Below are 15437 nucleotides of genomic sequence, written 5' to 3'. Positions count from 1 at the left end.
TTAGATGGATCAGTTATTAGAACAATTTAAGGGACACATTCGTGAGGATGGTGAAGAGGATTCTTCACTGTCCTTTTATTTAAGAAATGCCCGGCGATATGTAAAAAATGCAACTGGTGCAGAACAAGAATACTTGGTACTTATGGTTGCGGGAATTATGTATGAATACCGTGTAGCAGAGGATGAAATGAAAAAAGCACTTGATGCAATCACACCTTTTATTGTCCAGGAGGCGTATTGTGATGTCGAAACAACAAGCTAATAAACTGAAACACCGTGTAGAAATTCATGGGGACATTCCATATAAAAACGCATTAAATGAAGACGCTGTGAAGTTTGATAAACTCAAAACTATTTTTGCAGAAATCATTCCACAAACAGGTGCATTGCAGCGTCAACAAGCTGATACGGTTCTAACTAATGTCACTCATAAGATTGTAGTACGGTATAGCGCAGGTAAGGGTATTACGAAAGAAATGCAAATACATTTTCAAGGACATGTTTTTGAAATCAAATATATATTAAATCCCTATTTCAAGAATGAAACACTTGAAATCTTTGTTCAGGAGGTGCTTGGATAGTGCATGTTACAGGATTGACAAATCTCCAAAAAGATTTATTACGCACTTCTAAAAATGCTAACAAAGAAATGCCAAAGATTATGAGGAAAGTAGGCAGTAAAGCACGTACAGTAGTTGCAAAAAGAGCAAGAAAAGATGTTAAAAAGTTAAGTGGTAATTATCATAAGTCTTGGAAGCGTGGCAAAGTTTTTATTGGTAATGACGGTTCATGGGTTGTACGTGTTTATAATGCATCCCCACACGCTCATTTGATTGAAGATGGGCATAGGATGGTATCGGAAACAGGAGAGGATTTAGGACGTTTTGTACACGGAAAGAAGGTGCTAGATAAAGGAATGCAAGAATTTGATTCAAGTAAAGTGGCAGATGAAATGTTATCGGGTTGGCTAGACGAGTTATTGGCGGCTAATAAGTTATGATTACACCTTTCGATATTAAGTTGGCCATAAATAATTTACTACTTGAGAAAATTCCTGCAGTACCTGTAAAGGCACAAGATGTTTCAAAAGGGTTTGCTCGTCCTTCCATAACAGTAGAATTAGATGATATGAAAATTGAAACATTAGAGTGCCAACTTGAGACAAGTTTAACGGTACGGACTTTTTATTTTCCTGATTTAAAAGCTACTGAAAAATCCATTGATGCACTAACAATGCAATTTTTATTAGCTCAAACTTATGGAAATAAATTATACGTTTCTGATCGAGCACTAAATGTAAATGAGCCTGATTCTGTTGTTACTGATGGAATAGTGGTTCATGAGTTTAACATTTTGTTCTATCAGGAGGTTGAGGAAAAGGAAGTACCAATGATAGAAACTTTGGTTTATAACGGAAAGTGAGGTTAAACGAATGGGTTTACCTGAAATAAATATTGCATTCAAATCAAAGTCTATGAATGCTATGGAAAGAAGTGCTATGGGTATCGTAGCGCTTATTTTGCGTGATGAAACTGCAAAATACTTAAATTCAAAAACAGTTATAAAATCTGTCGAAGATTTAAAGGAAAACGATTGGACACCTGAAAATTACGATTATATTAGCATGACTTTGCTTGGGACACCTTCACAAGTCGTTGTTTTACGAATTAGCAGCGAAGATTTAATGACTGATGCCCTAAAAAAATTGGGTGGCATTAAATTTAATTATATGGCGATACCAGATGCAACAGTTGAGGAAGCCACAGAATTAACAACATGGCTTAAATCTAAACGTACAAATGACAAGAAAACATATAAAGCAGTAGTGGCAAATCAAGCAGCAGATAATAACGGTGTAATCAATTTTACTACTGGTGGAATTAAAGTAGGTGAAAAAGAGTATACCGCACAGCAATTTACAACACGTATTGCGGGCATTTTAGCAGGTCTACCGTTTACTCGTTCTTCCACTTACTATGTACTTCCAGAAGTGGACGAGATTATCGAACACGAAGATCCAAATGCAGATATAGATGCAGGCCAATTAATTCTAATCAATGACGGTGAGAAGATTAAAATTGGACGAGGTGTTAACTCGCTAACTACAGTCACAACTGAGATGAAACGTGATTGGAAGAAAATTAAGATTGTTGAAGTCATGGATATGATTACAGACGATATTCGAGATACTTTCAACGATTATTATGTTGGTAAAATGCCTAACATTACAGATAATCAAATTCTCTACATTATTAGTGTAAAGACGTATTTCAAGGGCCTGGCAGCAGAAAATATTTTGGATAATAAATATGAAAACACTTCCGAAATCGATGTGGAAACGCAACGACTAGCATGGGAAAGTGTCGGTACCGATACAAGTACCTGGGACGATACAAAGGTACGTGAAATGCCGTTTGGATCAAGTATCTTCTTAGCAGGAAACGTAAAAATAGTTGATGCTGTTGAAGATTTAGACTTTAACATCTTTTCAGCTTAATAAAGGACGGTGAAATAAATGAGTACGAAAAAAGCAGGACGAGTTATCAACGGAACTCATGGTGCAGTATGGATTAATGGTGAAAAGCTATTTGATTTAGAAAGCATCGAATTAAAAGTGACGATTGAGTATGAAGATGTCTATTTCCCAGAAGATACAGGGAAGCACCGAAAATTCATGGGGTGGGTAGGCGAAGGAAATCTTGTTTTAAAGAAAATGTTTAGTCGTGGAGCTAATCTTTTAGCCAAATCAGTAAAGGCAGGGAAAATGCCTGAAATAGAAATTACTACTAGACTAGCTGATCCTGATGCATATGGGGTAGAACGTACAAGTGTATCTGGTGTTACATTTAATGAGTTTTTACTTTCGAAAATTGAACAACGTGCATTGCTTCAAGAAGAAATGGGCTTTGAATTTGCCGATTTTGATATTTTAGAATCCATTAAAACTGAAGTAATGGCGGCAGCTTAAATGATACGAGACACGATTTTGGTCGTGTCTTTTTTATATTTATAACATTTGGAGGGTACGAGATGACAAATTTATTATCGGTAGAACAATTAATCAAAGATAAAGCAAAGTATAAGATGGATGGTTCAGCAATTAAGAAAAAGCTATTTATCCCACGCTTAAATGCAAATATTGAAATTGAAGTAACAAAAGAAGATGTTGCCGACTTCTTAGAAGTAACAAATAAGAAGGGAACTACAGATAAAGAAGCCGAGGCGGCAGGTTTTAACCTAATTTATTCAATTGTACGAGAGCCTGACTTACGTGATAAAGAGTTACAAAAGGCATTCGAATGTGAAGAGCCTACCGATATTGTTGACAAGATTTTTTCTGATGGTGAGCTTCTTGATATTGCTGATGTTGCAATTGATTTAACAGGATTCCGAAAAGGTACAGTAAGTTTGGTTGAAGATCTAAAAAACTAATTAACAGTGATGATGAAATGTATTTCTATCATCACTACATTCAAAAAGGTTACAAAATAGAATATCTTCATGATTTAGATTTCTATTCAAAACAATTTATGGTTGCTAGTTTAGATATTGAGCTAGAAAAAGAGAATGAACGTATGCAAAAGCGAGAACAGATATTGAAAAATAACGGCGGTGCAATACCTGTTCTTTCAGTGCAAATATAGGACGGTGATACTGTGGCAAAACGTGTCATCTCAGCAATCTTAAAGTTTAAGGATGAGAATTTCAGCTCAGGTTTAAAACGAGCGAACGCGCAAGCAGGCGATTTTGGTCGTTACTTGAACGTGGTACAAAATAAAGTTGAGAATTTTAGTAGATCAGCAACTAGAGCATTTAAAGCAGTGGGTACAGGAGCTGCAGCATTAGGCGCTACAGGAATTGCTGCATTTGGTGCAGGCGTTGCGAAATCGATTCTTGATACTGATAGTGCTTTTAGTAGGTTAGAAGCTCGAACAGGCGCAACAGGGGCCGAACTGAAGGGGCTTGAGAATGTAGCTAAAGACGTGTTTAAGGCGGGTTTCGGTGAAAACATGGGCCAAGTTGCAGATGATGTTTCAACTTTAAGTGCAATGTTTTCTAATTTAAAAGGTGACGCGTTGACTGAAGTTGCAAAAGGTGCAGCTACTATCTCACAAGCTTGGGATGCAGAATCGAAAGAAGTCGGAAAAACCGTTAAATCAATGACGAGCAACTTCAAAGGGTTGAGCGAGACAAAAGCATTAGATTTAATGACACATGCCTTTCAAAAAACAGGCGATTACTCAGATGATCTACTCGATACTTTTAATGAGTATAGCGTGCATTTTGCAAAGCTTGGCTTATCTGCTGAAGAATTTACTGGGATCTTAATTTCTGGAGCTCAAAATGGAGCCTGGAACATGGACAAAGTCGGGGATGCTGTTAAAGAGTTTGGTATCCGTGCTATTGATGGTTCTGAAGGTACAAAAGAAGGATTCAAAGCTATCGGATTATCAGCCGACGAAATGGCCGGTAAATTTGCAGCTGGAGGAGACACAGCAAACAATGCCTTTGCAGCAACTATCGCAGGTTTAGCAGCTATGAAAAATCCTGTTGAACAAAATGCTGCAGGTGTTGCGCTTTTTGGTACCATGTGGGAAGATTTGCGCGAAGATGTCGTTCTCTCAATGTCTGATGGCGCGAAAGCTGTAGAAGGTTTTGAAGGTTCAACTGGACGAGCTGCAGATGCTTTACAGAATAATTTCCAAACGAAGTTGACCAAATCATGGCGAGAACTACAAACCGGGATTGCAGATGTTGTTAATGGAGCTGGAGCCCAGGAGTTTTTACAAGGTGTTGCGCAAAAAGCTGACGAACTTGTTCCAAAGATTCAGGGGATCGTTGAAAAGGCTTTTGAGTTTGGAAATACGATACGCGAAAACTGGGGGCCAATAAAAGAAACTGTAGTTGGGATCGGTACAGCTGTAGGAGCATTTGCAGTTGGTATGGGAGCCTTAAAAGTTATCACAACTGTAACAACTATGGTTCAAGGTTTCAGAACAGCTATGGGTCTTGCTACTGCAGGTCAATGGGCCATGAATACAGCCATGCTTGCAAGTCCACTCACATGGGTGGTAGTTGGTATAGCTGCAGTTATTGCCATAGGTGTAGCCTTATATCGTAACTGGGATACTGTCAAAGAAGCTGCGGGTAGCTTGTGGGCCAAGACCAAAGAAGTATTTGGTGGCATATATGATTGGGCGGTTCAAAAAATACAGCCAGTCACAGGTTTTTTTAAAGGGCTTTATGATAAGTTTATTGATTTTAAAAACGCAATATTAAGCTTTAAACCGCCCGAGTGGGTGAGTAAAATCGGCGGAGCTATAAGTGGTGCAGCGAGCAAAGTTGGAGGTTGGATTAGCGGTTCACACGCAACTGGTTTAAATTCTGTTCCTTATGACGGCTATATCGCTGAATTGCATAAAGATGAAATGGTTATTCCAGCTCGACAATCTGCAAGGATTCGTGCAGCGGGTGGATCTATCGATAATGTGGATAAGCTAGTAACTGGAAATCAAAGTGGTGCACAAAAAATAAATGTGACATCTACAACAACTGCAGGTGGAGGCAAATCAATTCAATTTGGGGATATAGTCATTCAGGGTATGAATAAAACAACTGCAGAAATAGTAGACGAGATTGTTTATTTATTAAAACTTAAATTAGCAAATATATAGGGAGGTTATGGCATGAATATTACTTTAAGCACTTTAGATCGTAAATTAGTCGTAACTTTTCCTGTAATACCTGAAGACATGGAGTGGTCCAGGACAACAAAATCGAATGTGCTATCTACTCTTACTAAAGACATTGATATGATGGAAAATCATGAGTTACGTAAAGTGAATATACAATCTTTCTTCCCTGACAATGGACGAGTTGCAGGGAAGAAATACAGCTTTCAAAAAGATACAACGTCAGGTCGTAGAGTTGTTGAAATACTTAATTGGTGGCAAGACCAAAAAACACCTTTACGACTTGTTATTACTGCTAAAGATGGACGCACATTAGTTAATCATGGTGTCAAAATCATTGAGTTTACAAAAGGGTTAGACAAAGTAAGTGACTATCCTTACACCTTGGCACTACAAGAGCACATAGTATTGAGAGGGATTTGATATGACATTTGAAGTTAGATCAAAAAACAAATCAATTTCTGAGTATATCGGAAATCTTACTTTTGGTACTTCTGAAGATACATTAGGAATGGAGGCATCATTCGATGTGGTCTATAGAGGCAAAGAAATTGTTAATGTAGGTGACATCATTCAGATATTCAAAGATAAATCACGGTTCTTTTGGGGGCGCATTGTGGATATACAAAAGAACGGTAATAATCCACGTAAAGTTACATGCTTTGATAATGCATTTTATTTAAATGAAAATGAAGCTATTATTCAATTTAAAAATATACAAGCCGACAAAGCTATTGCGCAATTACTTGATAAGTATGGAATTTCTTCTAGGAAAATTACTGCATTACCTTATAAAATTAAAAAAATTTATAAAGGTGTAAAAGTTAGTGAAATCATAAAAGATATTTTAGATCAATGCTCAAAAATTAGTGGTACCAAGTATTTTTTTGAGATGCAGGATAAGACCTTTGTTGTTGCAAAACGTGGTTACTTTGAGATTAAAAAGTATTTTAACATCATCATGAATCCAACAGTAAATGAATCAATGAAAAATATGAAAACTAAAGTCATAGTGACAAATAGTGATGGTGAAAGTACTAAGTCTTATACTTCCCTTGAAGATAAAAATGCTATAAAAAAATATGGGCTACTTACAAAAGTAGAGCAAATAGACGATAAGGAAAAGTCAAAAGCTAAAAAGATTGCTCAGGAGCTATTAAAGGATCTAAACAAGATTGAAATTACAGCTTCTTTAGATTTATTAGGAAGTATTAATATACAAGCTAATCGAGTCATTGCTTTAAAAGAAGTTACAACAGGTATTGTTGGAAAGTATTATATTAAATCGGCTAATCATTCGGTCAGCTCAGGTACCCATATTGTTAGTGTGGAAGTAGGTGAGTTTGGTGCCTGATGGAATTACAGAATTAGCGTTAATGTTTCAAGAACGTGATAACATATCGAGTGATCTAATTGTGGTAGGTAAAGTGGTTCAAGTGTCTCCTTTAAAGGTAGCAGATGGAGCTGAAATAACTGCAGATGAAGGAGATGAACTAATTGTAACCAAAACAGTTAGTACACTTATTCAAGCAGGAGAATTGAAAACAGGTGATAAGGTTCTCATGATTTCTGATAGCGGAATCTATGCTGCAATTGATAAGGTGGTGTAAGTATGTTTCCTGAAGACGATTTAGAATACATTATTGATGGCGAGCTTACTGACGAAGGTATTAATATCTTTGATGGTAAAGCTTTTTTATTTGATTATGAAACAGGCGATTTTGTGTATAAAAATGGTGCGCCTGTCCTATTAGAGGGAAAAGAAGCCCTTAAAGCATGGATAGAGAAAAGTATTCGAACTGTTAAATATCGAGCCATTGTTCACAAGAATATAGAATATGGACCACAAATAGACGATTTGATCGGCAGCGTTCTTCCAACTGATTTTGTAAAAGCTGAGATTGAACGAGAAATTACAGAGGCATTGTTGAGGAATCCTTTTATCACAGGTGTTGTTGACTTTTCTTTTGAAGTAGAGGGAAGTAAACTAATCGCCAATCTAACCGTCAATAGCACTTATGACGATGAGGTTTTGGAGGTGAATACATGAGTATAGATGTGATTCATGAACGTATGCTCAATAAGATTGACGACACTTTTGATAAATCAGACGGTGGATTCACCTATGATGTAACGAGATCCGTAGCGAATGTGGTGAGTGGACAGTCAGAAAAGTCGAATGAAACAATTGATAAATTGAATGTAGACAATTTAACAGGTGATGAATTAACTCGTTTTGTATTCCAACGTGCTGGCATTGTCAGAAAGGAAGCAACTTTTGCAACTACGCCTGTCAAATTAATAGGTAATGCTAATCAAACGGTGTTGTTAAATTCACTTGTGGCAGCTGATGAAATCTTCTATGAAACGAAGGAAACTGTTGATTTAAGTGGAAATGGAGAAGGTTATGTAGAAGTAAGGTGTCAGTTGTCTGGACCAATTGGGAATGTGCCTGTTGGCGCTATTAAAAGTTTTCCAGTAACTATTGGCGGAGTTACAAGTGTAATTAATGAAAACGCAGTAACAAATGGCTATGCTGCAGAATCGGATGATGATTTACGTCAGCGATACTATGATAAGCTGCAGCGCCCAGGGAAAGCAGGCAATAAGTATCATTATGAAGAATGGGCGAAAGAGGTTGTTGGAGTAGGGAAGGTTAAAGTATACCCTCTTTGGAATGGCCCTCTAACGATTAAAGTAGTAATTGTGGATGCCAATATTGAAATACCATCTGGGCAACTTATAAATGATGTTTTTAAGCATATAGAGAGCGAACGGCCCTTTGGCGCAATAGTTACTGTAGAAGGGGCTACAAGTCTTGAAATCAATGTTAGTGTTGATATAACAGTACAAGAGGGATTAACAAACGAAGATGTAAGAATGGCATTAGAAGCAAATATAAAACGGTATTTGAAATCATTAGCATTTGAATTGGATTATGTTTCGCGTGCTCAAATTGGAAAAATCATTTTAGAAACAGAAGGAATAGTTGATTATGTGGATTTAAGACTTAATGAAGGTACAAGCAACATAGATATTCCTGATACCAATATTCCGATTTTAGGGACGGTGACATTGGTTTGATTGAGAATTTAGTTAAATCACTACCTGATTATGAGCGTAAAAGTAAATTGATTAATCAAATACTGTTCGCAGCTGCTAAAGAATTAGAAGGTTTAGATCAACAAAATGTAGATAACTATGATGAATTGTTCATTGATACAGCAGTTAAAGCTTTGCAAATACACGCTAAGGATCTAGGAATAACGTTAGGAAGCGCAGTTAGTTTAAAACAACAGCGAGAATTGATTACAGCAAACTACAGAGCCTCTTTTGAACAAACAACAGAAGAAACGATTAAAAGTGTCGCCAGTGCGTTTAGTAATGGAGAAGTTGAAATTAATAATACAAATACGCCTGGTGTATTTGAAATAAAATTTGTGGGACGACTTGGGGTTCCTGACAATATTGAAGGATTACAACAAGTAATTTCGACTACTGTTCCAGCACATTTGATGTTCATATATACTTTTATTTTCAATACGTGGATGGCTATAGAAACACGTAAGTGGGAAGAGATTGAGCATCTTACATGGGATGAAGTTTTAAATGAGGAGTTGATTTAATGAGAGAAACAGCTAATTACAACTTTCCTGTACCTGAACGAGGTGATTATGCAAAGATTGATACTATAGCACAAACATTTGATGGAATAGATACGGAAATGAAGCGCATTGAAGAAAAGATTGATGAATCTGAGCAAACTGATACAAAGGTCGATAACCATATCAAAGATGATTTAGGTCATATTCGTTTTATTGGAGGTACTAACGCCCCTAACGCTTGGGTATGTACATCTGACAATATTCTTTGGGATACATCTACTCCACCGAAACCAAAACAAGGTAGTGCTTACAGGGTTTTTGTTAACCAAACTAATGCTAGCCCAATTATTTCATTGAAAGTACAAAGTTCAGACGGCACTAAAGTTAGTAGTACGTTCCAAGTATTGAACCCCGATGGAAGTCAATTATCAGCTAATGCTTTTGCGTCGGGAGCAATAGCAACGGTAAGTTTCAACGGTACAAATTTTTTCTTGCAGGGTAGCGGAAGCGGGGTGGTAGAGCATAATAGCGCAACATGGGCAACGCCTGGTACTTTTTATTGGACAGTCCCTAAAGGTGTATACAGAGTATTCTACAGAGCACTAGGCGCTGGTGGCGGCGGTGGTGGTAATGTTGTCGATTCATCTTACAAAGGAGGTGGCGGTGGCGGTTCTGGCGCTTTCTCTACTGGTTATTTTGATTGTAAACCAGGAGATGCTATTAGGGTTGATGTAGGTAAAGGCGGGGATTATGGACAGGCTACAGGAATTGTTGGTCAAGACGGACAAGCAGGTGGTAATTCTATTATTTTCCTTAATAATTCATCGTCTTCATTATGGATATATGGCGGTGGCGGTGGCGGTTGGGCTAAGGGTTCTTCTAAAGGGTACGGCGGAGAAGGTGCCCGAGAAAACGCTAGGGGTACCACGGGTATCATGTACCAGCCTTCGCTTTCTGTAGCGACAGGGAAATATGTAAAGAGAACGCCTCAAGCTGGATTTACAGAACTTTATTATATAACGGGTTCTGCTGGACGAGAGGGAGACCAAGCATCCAGCGCGCAATACGCTCCAGGTGGAGGGGGCGCTGGTTCTCCAGGAGACCAGGGTCCTGGAATGCCAGGCGGAACAAAAAATGGCAGCTGGGATTATTACTACGTTCCTGGTGACCCAGGACCAGGGTTCTACCTAACTGGCTACGTAGGTGGTAGAGGTGCGAATATCAATGACGGAAACCCGCACGGCGTCGAAGGGTCAAAAGGTTCTGGCGGTGGCGGTGGCGGTTGGCAATACTCTAACAGTGCTGGTGGTAGAGGTGGAGACGGTAGAATCGAATTTTATTGGTAGGAGGGGCAAATATGATAATTATTCCTAATTCAGAAAATGCAAAAGTCAAAGTATTAAGCGTGTTTTCGTTTGGCGAAATCGCGGTCGAGTATGACGCAAGCAATTTCCCACAACCCGAAAACATAAAAGGCAAAACACCAGAGTTATTCTATGACAAGGGAACCAAAGAACTGTATTACGAGTATATTGATATTCCTAAAACAGCATTAGAGATATTACAAGAAGAAACTCAACAATTGAAATTAGCAATTGCTGAAACAGCAGAAGTGCAACAACGAGATAAAACAGAGAATCAATTAGCTGTTGCTGACTTAGTAGATACATTAATAAACAAGGAGGTTTTATAATAATGGCTAAATTATATTGGGATTTAATTAAAGAGAATTTACGAACAGTTGACCAGGTGCCGTTGTTGTGGCGAGAAGCTGTACAAAAATTAATAGATGCAGATAAGTAAACGCAGCATAAGCTAGCGTTATTTTTATTGTCTAAAATAGCAGGAAATCCTTTCCTTTTGTCGAACTATGTTAAGGGAAGGGTGATTAACTAAGTGAACAATATAAGTGATATGCGAAAACTTGAGATATTAAAAAAAGTGACTTTTTATTTACTAATAATTTACATTATTTTATTTGTATTAATTTCTGTTGAAGGGATATATAAACTATGCATTCCGTTTGGGGTTACCACCAGCCTAATTATGATGTTAGCTTTAATAGGAGAATACAAAAAAAGAAAATTTATGAGATTGACTGAAAAACTGGAAATTAATAAAAAGGCGTCATTTTTTGTAATTACAACAGATGGAGTTAATTACGAATTAAATCAAAAAATAAAAAAAGAAAAAAGAAAAAAACGAGTGAATGCTATTTATCTTGTAAGATGTATATTAAAAAGATACGATGACAAGCCTTGCTTACCACCAGAGGTAAATAAATTGATATTGAAAGATTTATTAACAATTTCAAAGTGGTTAAAGCAAAGTGGTGATATAGATTTAATTACTTTTACCCATGGTGATATGCATAAAATTTTGAGCCGAAATTTTATATTAGAGCCAGTTTCTTCAGTAAAAAAAATTTCATGTTTGAGATGGTGTGCTATAACTTTAGAAAGTAGGGGACTTTTATTAGAGAAGCCGAATGACTATCGTTATTACAAACTTACAGTAAAAAATAAAAATTAATATGTGCTTGAAAAGCCTTCTACAGTTTATTGTAGAGGGCTTTTATATTGTGAAAAGGGAAGTGTTGTAATGGAAAAATGGATCGCTGCAGTAAGTGGAGCAATTGGCACATTGGTGTCATATTCAGTTGATGGTCTAGGAATGGCTGTAACTGTTTTAATCGGCTTTATGGCTATTGACTATATCACAGGAATTATGAGTGGGATCGTTAATCAAAACTTAAATAGCCGAGTAGGTTTCAACGGCGCTATGCGAAAAATTTATTACTTATTACTAGTAGGTTCGGTGTACATGCTTTCATTAGTAATACCAGGTATCGAGTACGCAGGGGATGGGGCAGCAATTGCATTCTGTGTGCTCGAATTTATTTCGATAACAGAAAACGGTACAAAGATGGGCTTACCAATGCCTGACTTTATTAAAAATATTTTAGCAATCGTTAAGGATAAAACAGGAGAGGGTGAAGCGAAATGACTAAAAGATACGTAGGTTCTAGTGGTCACGGATTAAAAATCAGAGGTGCAAAACATTTTATCGATGAGGTAGATGAGGCGCGTAAAGTAACAAATGAAGTACATCGTATCTTAACATCGGAGTACAACGGTGCTGGTTCAGTGTTCCATGATGATACTTGGACTACACAAAATCAAAATCTCCAAACCATCGTAAATTATCACAATAAACAAGCGCGAGAGCTAGATTGGAGCATTCATTTCAACGCTGCAAGTGTAACTGATGCTCCGCGTGGTGTAGAGGTACTGTATTATGATATGAAGGATTTATCAGCTAAAGTAAGTGCTGAAATTGCAAAAGTATCAGGGCTAAAAGATCGTGGGCCAAAACAACGTACAGAGTTATATTTCCTTAAAAACACCAACAAGCCTGCTATCTTAATTGAAGTATGTTTTGTTGACAGCAAAGCAGACGTTGAACTGTACCAAAAAAACTTTAATGCTATTTGTACTGCTATAGCAGATTCATTAGCTACTTATTTATGCTATACAAAAAAAGAGGAAGAAAAAGAGGCACAAGAAGCGAAAGTAATGCTAAATGATGCTAAGACTATCCCAGCTGTGATTATAGATGGTAGGACGCATGTTCAAGTACGTGATGTAGCCGAGCTATTAGGATTGAAACTTGTTTATAACAATGAGAGCAAAATAACAAAATTGTATGAAGTAAATTGATAACTCAAAAGCCCAGGTACTCAATTAATTTTGAGCGCCTGGGCTTTTTTTTGTTTATTCATCATATGGTCTAAACTTTTTTCGTAACGTTTCAAGTTCATCTTTTTTCTCTAGTAGCATGCTTTTTAAGAACATTTTTGGTTGTTCTTTAGCTGCTATTAACTTTCCGTCTTTTACTAATTTACCGAGACGAACTTTAGATATTTCCAATATCTCAGCTGCTTCAGCTGCAGAAACCAATTCCGCATTTAAAAATTCAAGAAGTTCCTCAGTTGATCCAAATGTGTATTCCATTTACCTCACCTCGCTTTAAACATAAACAGAATAAGTCTTGTGATGTGAATTAAGATTGTGATTACGTACAGTGCAATTAATACATAATCTAAAGCTGATGGATTCTGAAAATCAACGTATACCATTACTATGATTGTACTGGCAATTAATAAAGCAATGTTTGTGTAACCTAATCTTTGAAGCAATTTTTTCATACATGTAAGTGGATGTGATATAATTTGATTGAGAAGGAGGGTTTAACCTCCTTCCAGTGTTACTTGCGACGTTTCTTCTTGCCCGGAGAGCGTCGCTTTTTCTTTTTTCCTTGTGTCATGTCGTAAATGTCTTTAAAGCCTGATGTGATGGCTTTGAATGTTGTTGCGACAAGTGCGACTGTTGCAAGGATTTTCTCAAATTCATCCACTCTTGTTCACCTCCTTTCTATATTCTTATTATACTATACCTATTAAATAAAGTAAATAGCTTTATGTAAATTATTTTACTCTTTTGCTAAAAATTTTCAATAAAAAAGCCACTCAAATGAGTGACCTAGATTCCTAATAATTGCTTTTTCTTCGCGTCAAATTCTTCTTGATTAATTAATTCATCCTCTAATAGTTCCTTCAATTCTCGAATTTCATCGGCAACATCGTACATGTCCTTTTCCTTCTTAGCAGATGGAGCAGACGCAGTTTTTGCCATTGTCTTTAAGTTCTCGATACCTGATTTAATTTCAAGTGCAATATGCGCGGGCACATCGTCAATGATAGCTACGTTTCCAGTAGATACGATTTCAATTTTTGAGTAAACAAGTTTGTTAGAAATGTTGATACTACTTATTGAAGACAAAGGAATACTCGTTTCATCGTTAGATACGATCCCTTTGATTTCGTGTAATAAGATTCGTTGGTCAGTTACATAAAGCTGTTTTGTGCCTTTAACAGATGCACATACAGCAAGTAGTGCTTCACCTTGTTCTGTCAGTCTATCGTCAAACATTTGAATTTGTTTCGCCATTGCTTTCTTCTTTCCAAAGCCTGCAAATTTTATTGTTTCTGCTATTGTATCCATGTCATGCACTCCTTACAGAATAATGTAATTTAATTCTATAGAAAATCTTGCCAATAGTACATATAAAAAAAGACAGACAACCGTAATTAGTTATCTGCTTTAAATCTTCGTACCGTCTTCCATTATGAAATTAATCTCCAATTTAACGTCCAAAGCCTCAGCGATCTTAATTAAATCTGTTATTGAATATGATTCGTTTTTCATTTTGCGAGATAGATTGGATTGAGTTGTTTCAATCTTTTCTGCTAATTGAGTTGCGTTCATATCAGATTCAACCAGTAATCTTTTTACCTTCTTTGTAATCTCCATGCATTCACCTCATTTAATATTATTTCTAAACATATTATAGCACATTTTGAAAATAAATATGCATTAAAATCATAAAACAGTTGTAATATACATTTTAATCATTTATTATGTATTTAACAAATAATTTATCGAAATGAGGTATTTTAAATGCAAACTTATGAATCGCACACAAAAGAATATTGGGTAGGTGCATTAAATTTAAACATCGATTTGGAAAGAGATTATGCAAGTAAGGCTGAACAGGTAAAACCTACAGCCATTGAATCTATGAGAAAGTATCAAGCTGGACAAATAACACTAAAAGAATTTAGTGAGGAAATTTCTGAATATAGCTTCTGCCAAAAGCGAGCAAATGAAGCTAGCCAAATAATCAATAAGAGCCAGAAAGCGCTCGAATGGTTTGATTCTTTAATCACATGTTCAATCTGCAGTAAAACTTTTGAGGAATCAGAAGTGAATATCGTGGATTATTCAGATGATGTTTGTGTAAATTGCGAACCAAATTACAAAGGTGTTTAAGGACTGAACAGGGAGCATTCATTGAGTGCTCTCGATTGAGTTTTTAAATAAAAGGTAGGTGAATAAATTGAAAACCATTCAACAACGTCAGAAATACCTTCAAGCAAAAATGAACCAACATAATGAAATTACGGATGCTCATAAGTATCAAAATCGATTGAAGTGGATTATTAGATATCATAGATTGCTTACAGATTTAGAAGTAAAAGAGATACGTGAAAATTTACGTAAAGCATTTAAGTAAAAAC

General features: G+C 36.5%; 27 protein-coding genes. 23 read left to right on the top strand and 4 right to left on the bottom strand.

Annotation, left to right across the window (positions count from 1 at the left end; translation table 11 throughout):
* Window positions 1-4: 4 nt before the first annotated feature.
* The 21 genes from AC3WSK_RS10290 to AC3WSK_RS10190 all read left to right on the top strand — a co-directional run bounded on the left by AC3WSK_RS10290 (window position 5) and on the right by AC3WSK_RS10190 (window position 13017).
* Complete coding sequence (locus AC3WSK_RS10290; protein ID WP_492414683.1) at window positions 5-262, top strand: head-tail connector protein; 258 nt, start codon at window positions 5-7, stop codon at window positions 260-262.
* On the top strand, window positions 243-581 hold the full coding sequence (locus tag AC3WSK_RS10285; RefSeq protein ID WP_492414682.1) for a phage head closure protein: 339 nt from the start codon (window positions 243-245) through the stop codon (window positions 579-581). The genes AC3WSK_RS10290 and AC3WSK_RS10285 overlap by 20 nt, the downstream gene beginning before the upstream one ends.
* Entirely contained in the window at window positions 581-1000 is a 420-nt protein-coding gene (locus AC3WSK_RS10280) for an HK97 gp10 family phage protein (protein ID WP_492414681.1), read from the top strand. Before AC3WSK_RS10285 ends, AC3WSK_RS10280 begins: the two co-directional genes overlap by 1 nt.
* Window positions 997-1422 (top strand): phage tail terminator family protein, encoded by a 426-nt coding sequence (locus tag AC3WSK_RS10275; RefSeq protein ID WP_492414680.1) that lies wholly within the window; start codon window positions 997-999, stop codon window positions 1420-1422. Before AC3WSK_RS10280 ends, AC3WSK_RS10275 begins: the two co-directional genes overlap by 4 nt.
* Window positions 1423-1432: 10 nt before the next feature.
* Window positions 1433-2497, top strand: a complete 1065-nt coding sequence (locus AC3WSK_RS10270; protein ID WP_492414679.1) for a phage tail sheath subtilisin-like domain-containing protein — start codon at window positions 1433-1435, stop codon at window positions 2495-2497.
* Window positions 2498-2515: 18 nt separating this feature from the next.
* Window positions 2516-2968 carry a phage tail tube protein gene (locus tag AC3WSK_RS10265; RefSeq protein ID WP_492414678.1) on the top strand — a complete coding sequence of 151 codons (453 nt, stop codon included), beginning with the start codon at window positions 2516-2518 and terminating at the stop codon, window positions 2966-2968.
* Between the two features lie 62 nt (window positions 2969-3030).
* Entirely contained in the window at window positions 3031-3432 is a 402-nt protein-coding gene (locus AC3WSK_RS10260; protein WP_492414677.1) for a phage tail assembly chaperone, read from the top strand.
* Window positions 3433-3449: 17 nt separating this feature from the next.
* Window positions 3450-3644 carry a hypothetical protein gene (locus tag AC3WSK_RS10255; protein WP_492414676.1) on the top strand — a complete coding sequence of 65 codons (195 nt, stop codon included), beginning with the start codon at window positions 3450-3452 and terminating at the stop codon, window positions 3642-3644.
* Window positions 3645-3656: 12 nt separating this feature from the next.
* The gene (locus AC3WSK_RS10250; RefSeq protein ID WP_492414675.1) at window positions 3657-5675 is read left to right on the top strand and encodes a phage tail tape measure protein; all 2019 of its coding nucleotides are present in this window, start codon (window positions 3657-3659) and stop codon (window positions 5673-5675) included.
* A gap of 12 nt (window positions 5676-5687) precedes the next feature.
* Window positions 5688-6116: a hypothetical protein gene (locus AC3WSK_RS10245; RefSeq protein ID WP_492414674.1), complete on the top strand. Its 429-nt coding sequence runs from the start codon at window positions 5688-5690 to the stop codon at window positions 6114-6116.
* Window position 6117: 1 nt separating this feature from the next.
* On the top strand, window positions 6118-7047 hold the full coding sequence (locus AC3WSK_RS10240; RefSeq protein WP_492414673.1) for an XkdQ/YqbQ family protein: 930 nt from the start codon (window positions 6118-6120) through the stop codon (window positions 7045-7047).
* On the top strand, window positions 7040-7303 hold the full coding sequence (locus AC3WSK_RS10235) for a hypothetical protein (RefSeq protein WP_492414672.1): 264 nt from the start codon (window positions 7040-7042) through the stop codon (window positions 7301-7303). Before AC3WSK_RS10240 ends, AC3WSK_RS10235 begins: the two co-directional genes overlap by 8 nt.
* 2 nt (window positions 7304-7305) lie before the next feature.
* Window positions 7306-7743 (top strand): DUF2634 domain-containing protein, encoded by a 438-nt coding sequence (locus tag AC3WSK_RS10230; protein WP_492414671.1) that lies wholly within the window; start codon window positions 7306-7308, stop codon window positions 7741-7743.
* Window positions 7740-8777, top strand: a complete 1038-nt coding sequence (locus AC3WSK_RS10225; protein ID WP_492414670.1) for a baseplate J/gp47 family protein — start codon at window positions 7740-7742, stop codon at window positions 8775-8777. The genes AC3WSK_RS10230 and AC3WSK_RS10225 overlap by 4 nt, the downstream gene beginning before the upstream one ends.
* Window positions 8774-9319, top strand: a complete 546-nt coding sequence (locus tag AC3WSK_RS10220) for a putative phage tail protein (protein WP_492414669.1) — start codon at window positions 8774-8776, stop codon at window positions 9317-9319. The genes AC3WSK_RS10225 and AC3WSK_RS10220 overlap by 4 nt, the downstream gene beginning before the upstream one ends.
* Window positions 9319-10644 carry a glycine-rich domain-containing protein gene (locus AC3WSK_RS10215; RefSeq protein WP_492414668.1) on the top strand — a complete coding sequence of 442 codons (1326 nt, stop codon included), beginning with the start codon at window positions 9319-9321 and terminating at the stop codon, window positions 10642-10644. The genes AC3WSK_RS10220 and AC3WSK_RS10215 overlap by 1 nt, the downstream gene beginning before the upstream one ends.
* A gap of 11 nt (window positions 10645-10655) precedes the next feature.
* Complete coding sequence (locus tag AC3WSK_RS10210; RefSeq protein WP_492414667.1) at window positions 10656-10991, top strand: hypothetical protein; 336 nt, start codon at window positions 10656-10658, stop codon at window positions 10989-10991.
* Window positions 10992-10993: 2 nt separating this feature from the next.
* Window positions 10994-11101, top strand: a complete 108-nt coding sequence (locus tag AC3WSK_RS10205) for a CD1375 family protein (RefSeq protein WP_205756646.1) — start codon at window positions 10994-10996, stop codon at window positions 11099-11101.
* Between the two features lie 93 nt (window positions 11102-11194).
* The gene (locus tag AC3WSK_RS10200) at window positions 11195-11830 is read left to right on the top strand and encodes a hypothetical protein (protein ID WP_492414666.1); all 636 of its coding nucleotides are present in this window, start codon (window positions 11195-11197) and stop codon (window positions 11828-11830) included.
* 69 nt (window positions 11831-11899) lie between these two features.
* Window positions 11900-12304 carry a phage holin family protein gene (locus AC3WSK_RS10195; protein ID WP_492414665.1) on the top strand — a complete coding sequence of 135 codons (405 nt, stop codon included), beginning with the start codon at window positions 11900-11902 and terminating at the stop codon, window positions 12302-12304.
* Window positions 12301-13017 (top strand): N-acetylmuramoyl-L-alanine amidase, encoded by a 717-nt coding sequence (locus AC3WSK_RS10190; protein WP_492414664.1) that lies wholly within the window; start codon window positions 12301-12303, stop codon window positions 13015-13017. Before AC3WSK_RS10195 ends, AC3WSK_RS10190 begins: the two co-directional genes overlap by 4 nt.
* A gap of 54 nt (window positions 13018-13071) precedes the next feature.
* On the opposite strand, the gene AC3WSK_RS10185 is transcribed toward AC3WSK_RS10190, so the two are convergent.
* The 4 genes from AC3WSK_RS10185 to AC3WSK_RS10170 all read right to left on the bottom strand — a co-directional run bounded on the left by AC3WSK_RS10185 (window position 13072) and on the right by AC3WSK_RS10170 (window position 14670).
* Window positions 13072-13311 (bottom strand): DNA-binding protein, encoded by a 240-nt coding sequence (locus tag AC3WSK_RS10185; protein WP_492414663.1) that lies wholly within the window; start codon window positions 13309-13311, stop codon window positions 13072-13074.
* 253 nt (window positions 13312-13564) lie between these two features.
* Window positions 13565-13714: a hypothetical protein gene (locus AC3WSK_RS10180; protein ID WP_492414662.1), complete on the bottom strand. Its 150-nt coding sequence runs from the start codon at window positions 13712-13714 to the stop codon at window positions 13565-13567.
* 125 nt (window positions 13715-13839) lie between these two features.
* Window positions 13840-14361, bottom strand: coding sequence for a PH domain-containing protein (locus AC3WSK_RS10175; protein WP_492414661.1), 522 nt, complete (start codon window positions 14359-14361; stop codon window positions 13840-13842).
* Between the two features lie 99 nt (window positions 14362-14460).
* Window positions 14461-14670 (bottom strand): helix-turn-helix domain-containing protein, encoded by a 210-nt coding sequence (locus AC3WSK_RS10170; RefSeq protein WP_370080604.1) that lies wholly within the window; start codon window positions 14668-14670, stop codon window positions 14461-14463.
* A gap of 147 nt (window positions 14671-14817) precedes the next feature.
* Here AC3WSK_RS10170 and AC3WSK_RS10165 point away from each other — a divergent pair, with 147 nt between their 5' ends.
* Together AC3WSK_RS10165 and AC3WSK_RS10160 are read left to right on the top strand one after the other, a co-directional pair.
* On the top strand, window positions 14818-15189 hold the full coding sequence (locus AC3WSK_RS10165; protein WP_492414660.1) for a hypothetical protein: 372 nt from the start codon (window positions 14818-14820) through the stop codon (window positions 15187-15189).
* A gap of 67 nt (window positions 15190-15256) precedes the next feature.
* Complete coding sequence (locus AC3WSK_RS10160) at window positions 15257-15433, top strand: hypothetical protein (protein WP_492414659.1); 177 nt, start codon at window positions 15257-15259, stop codon at window positions 15431-15433.
* The last annotated feature ends 4 nt before the right edge of the window (window positions 15434-15437 follow it).

The organism is Lysinibacillus sp. EB271-A1-10B, from assembly GCF_058791335.1.
The sequence above is the reverse complement of the archived record's forward strand: the minus strand, read 5'-3'. Positions and strand labels throughout refer to the sequence as shown.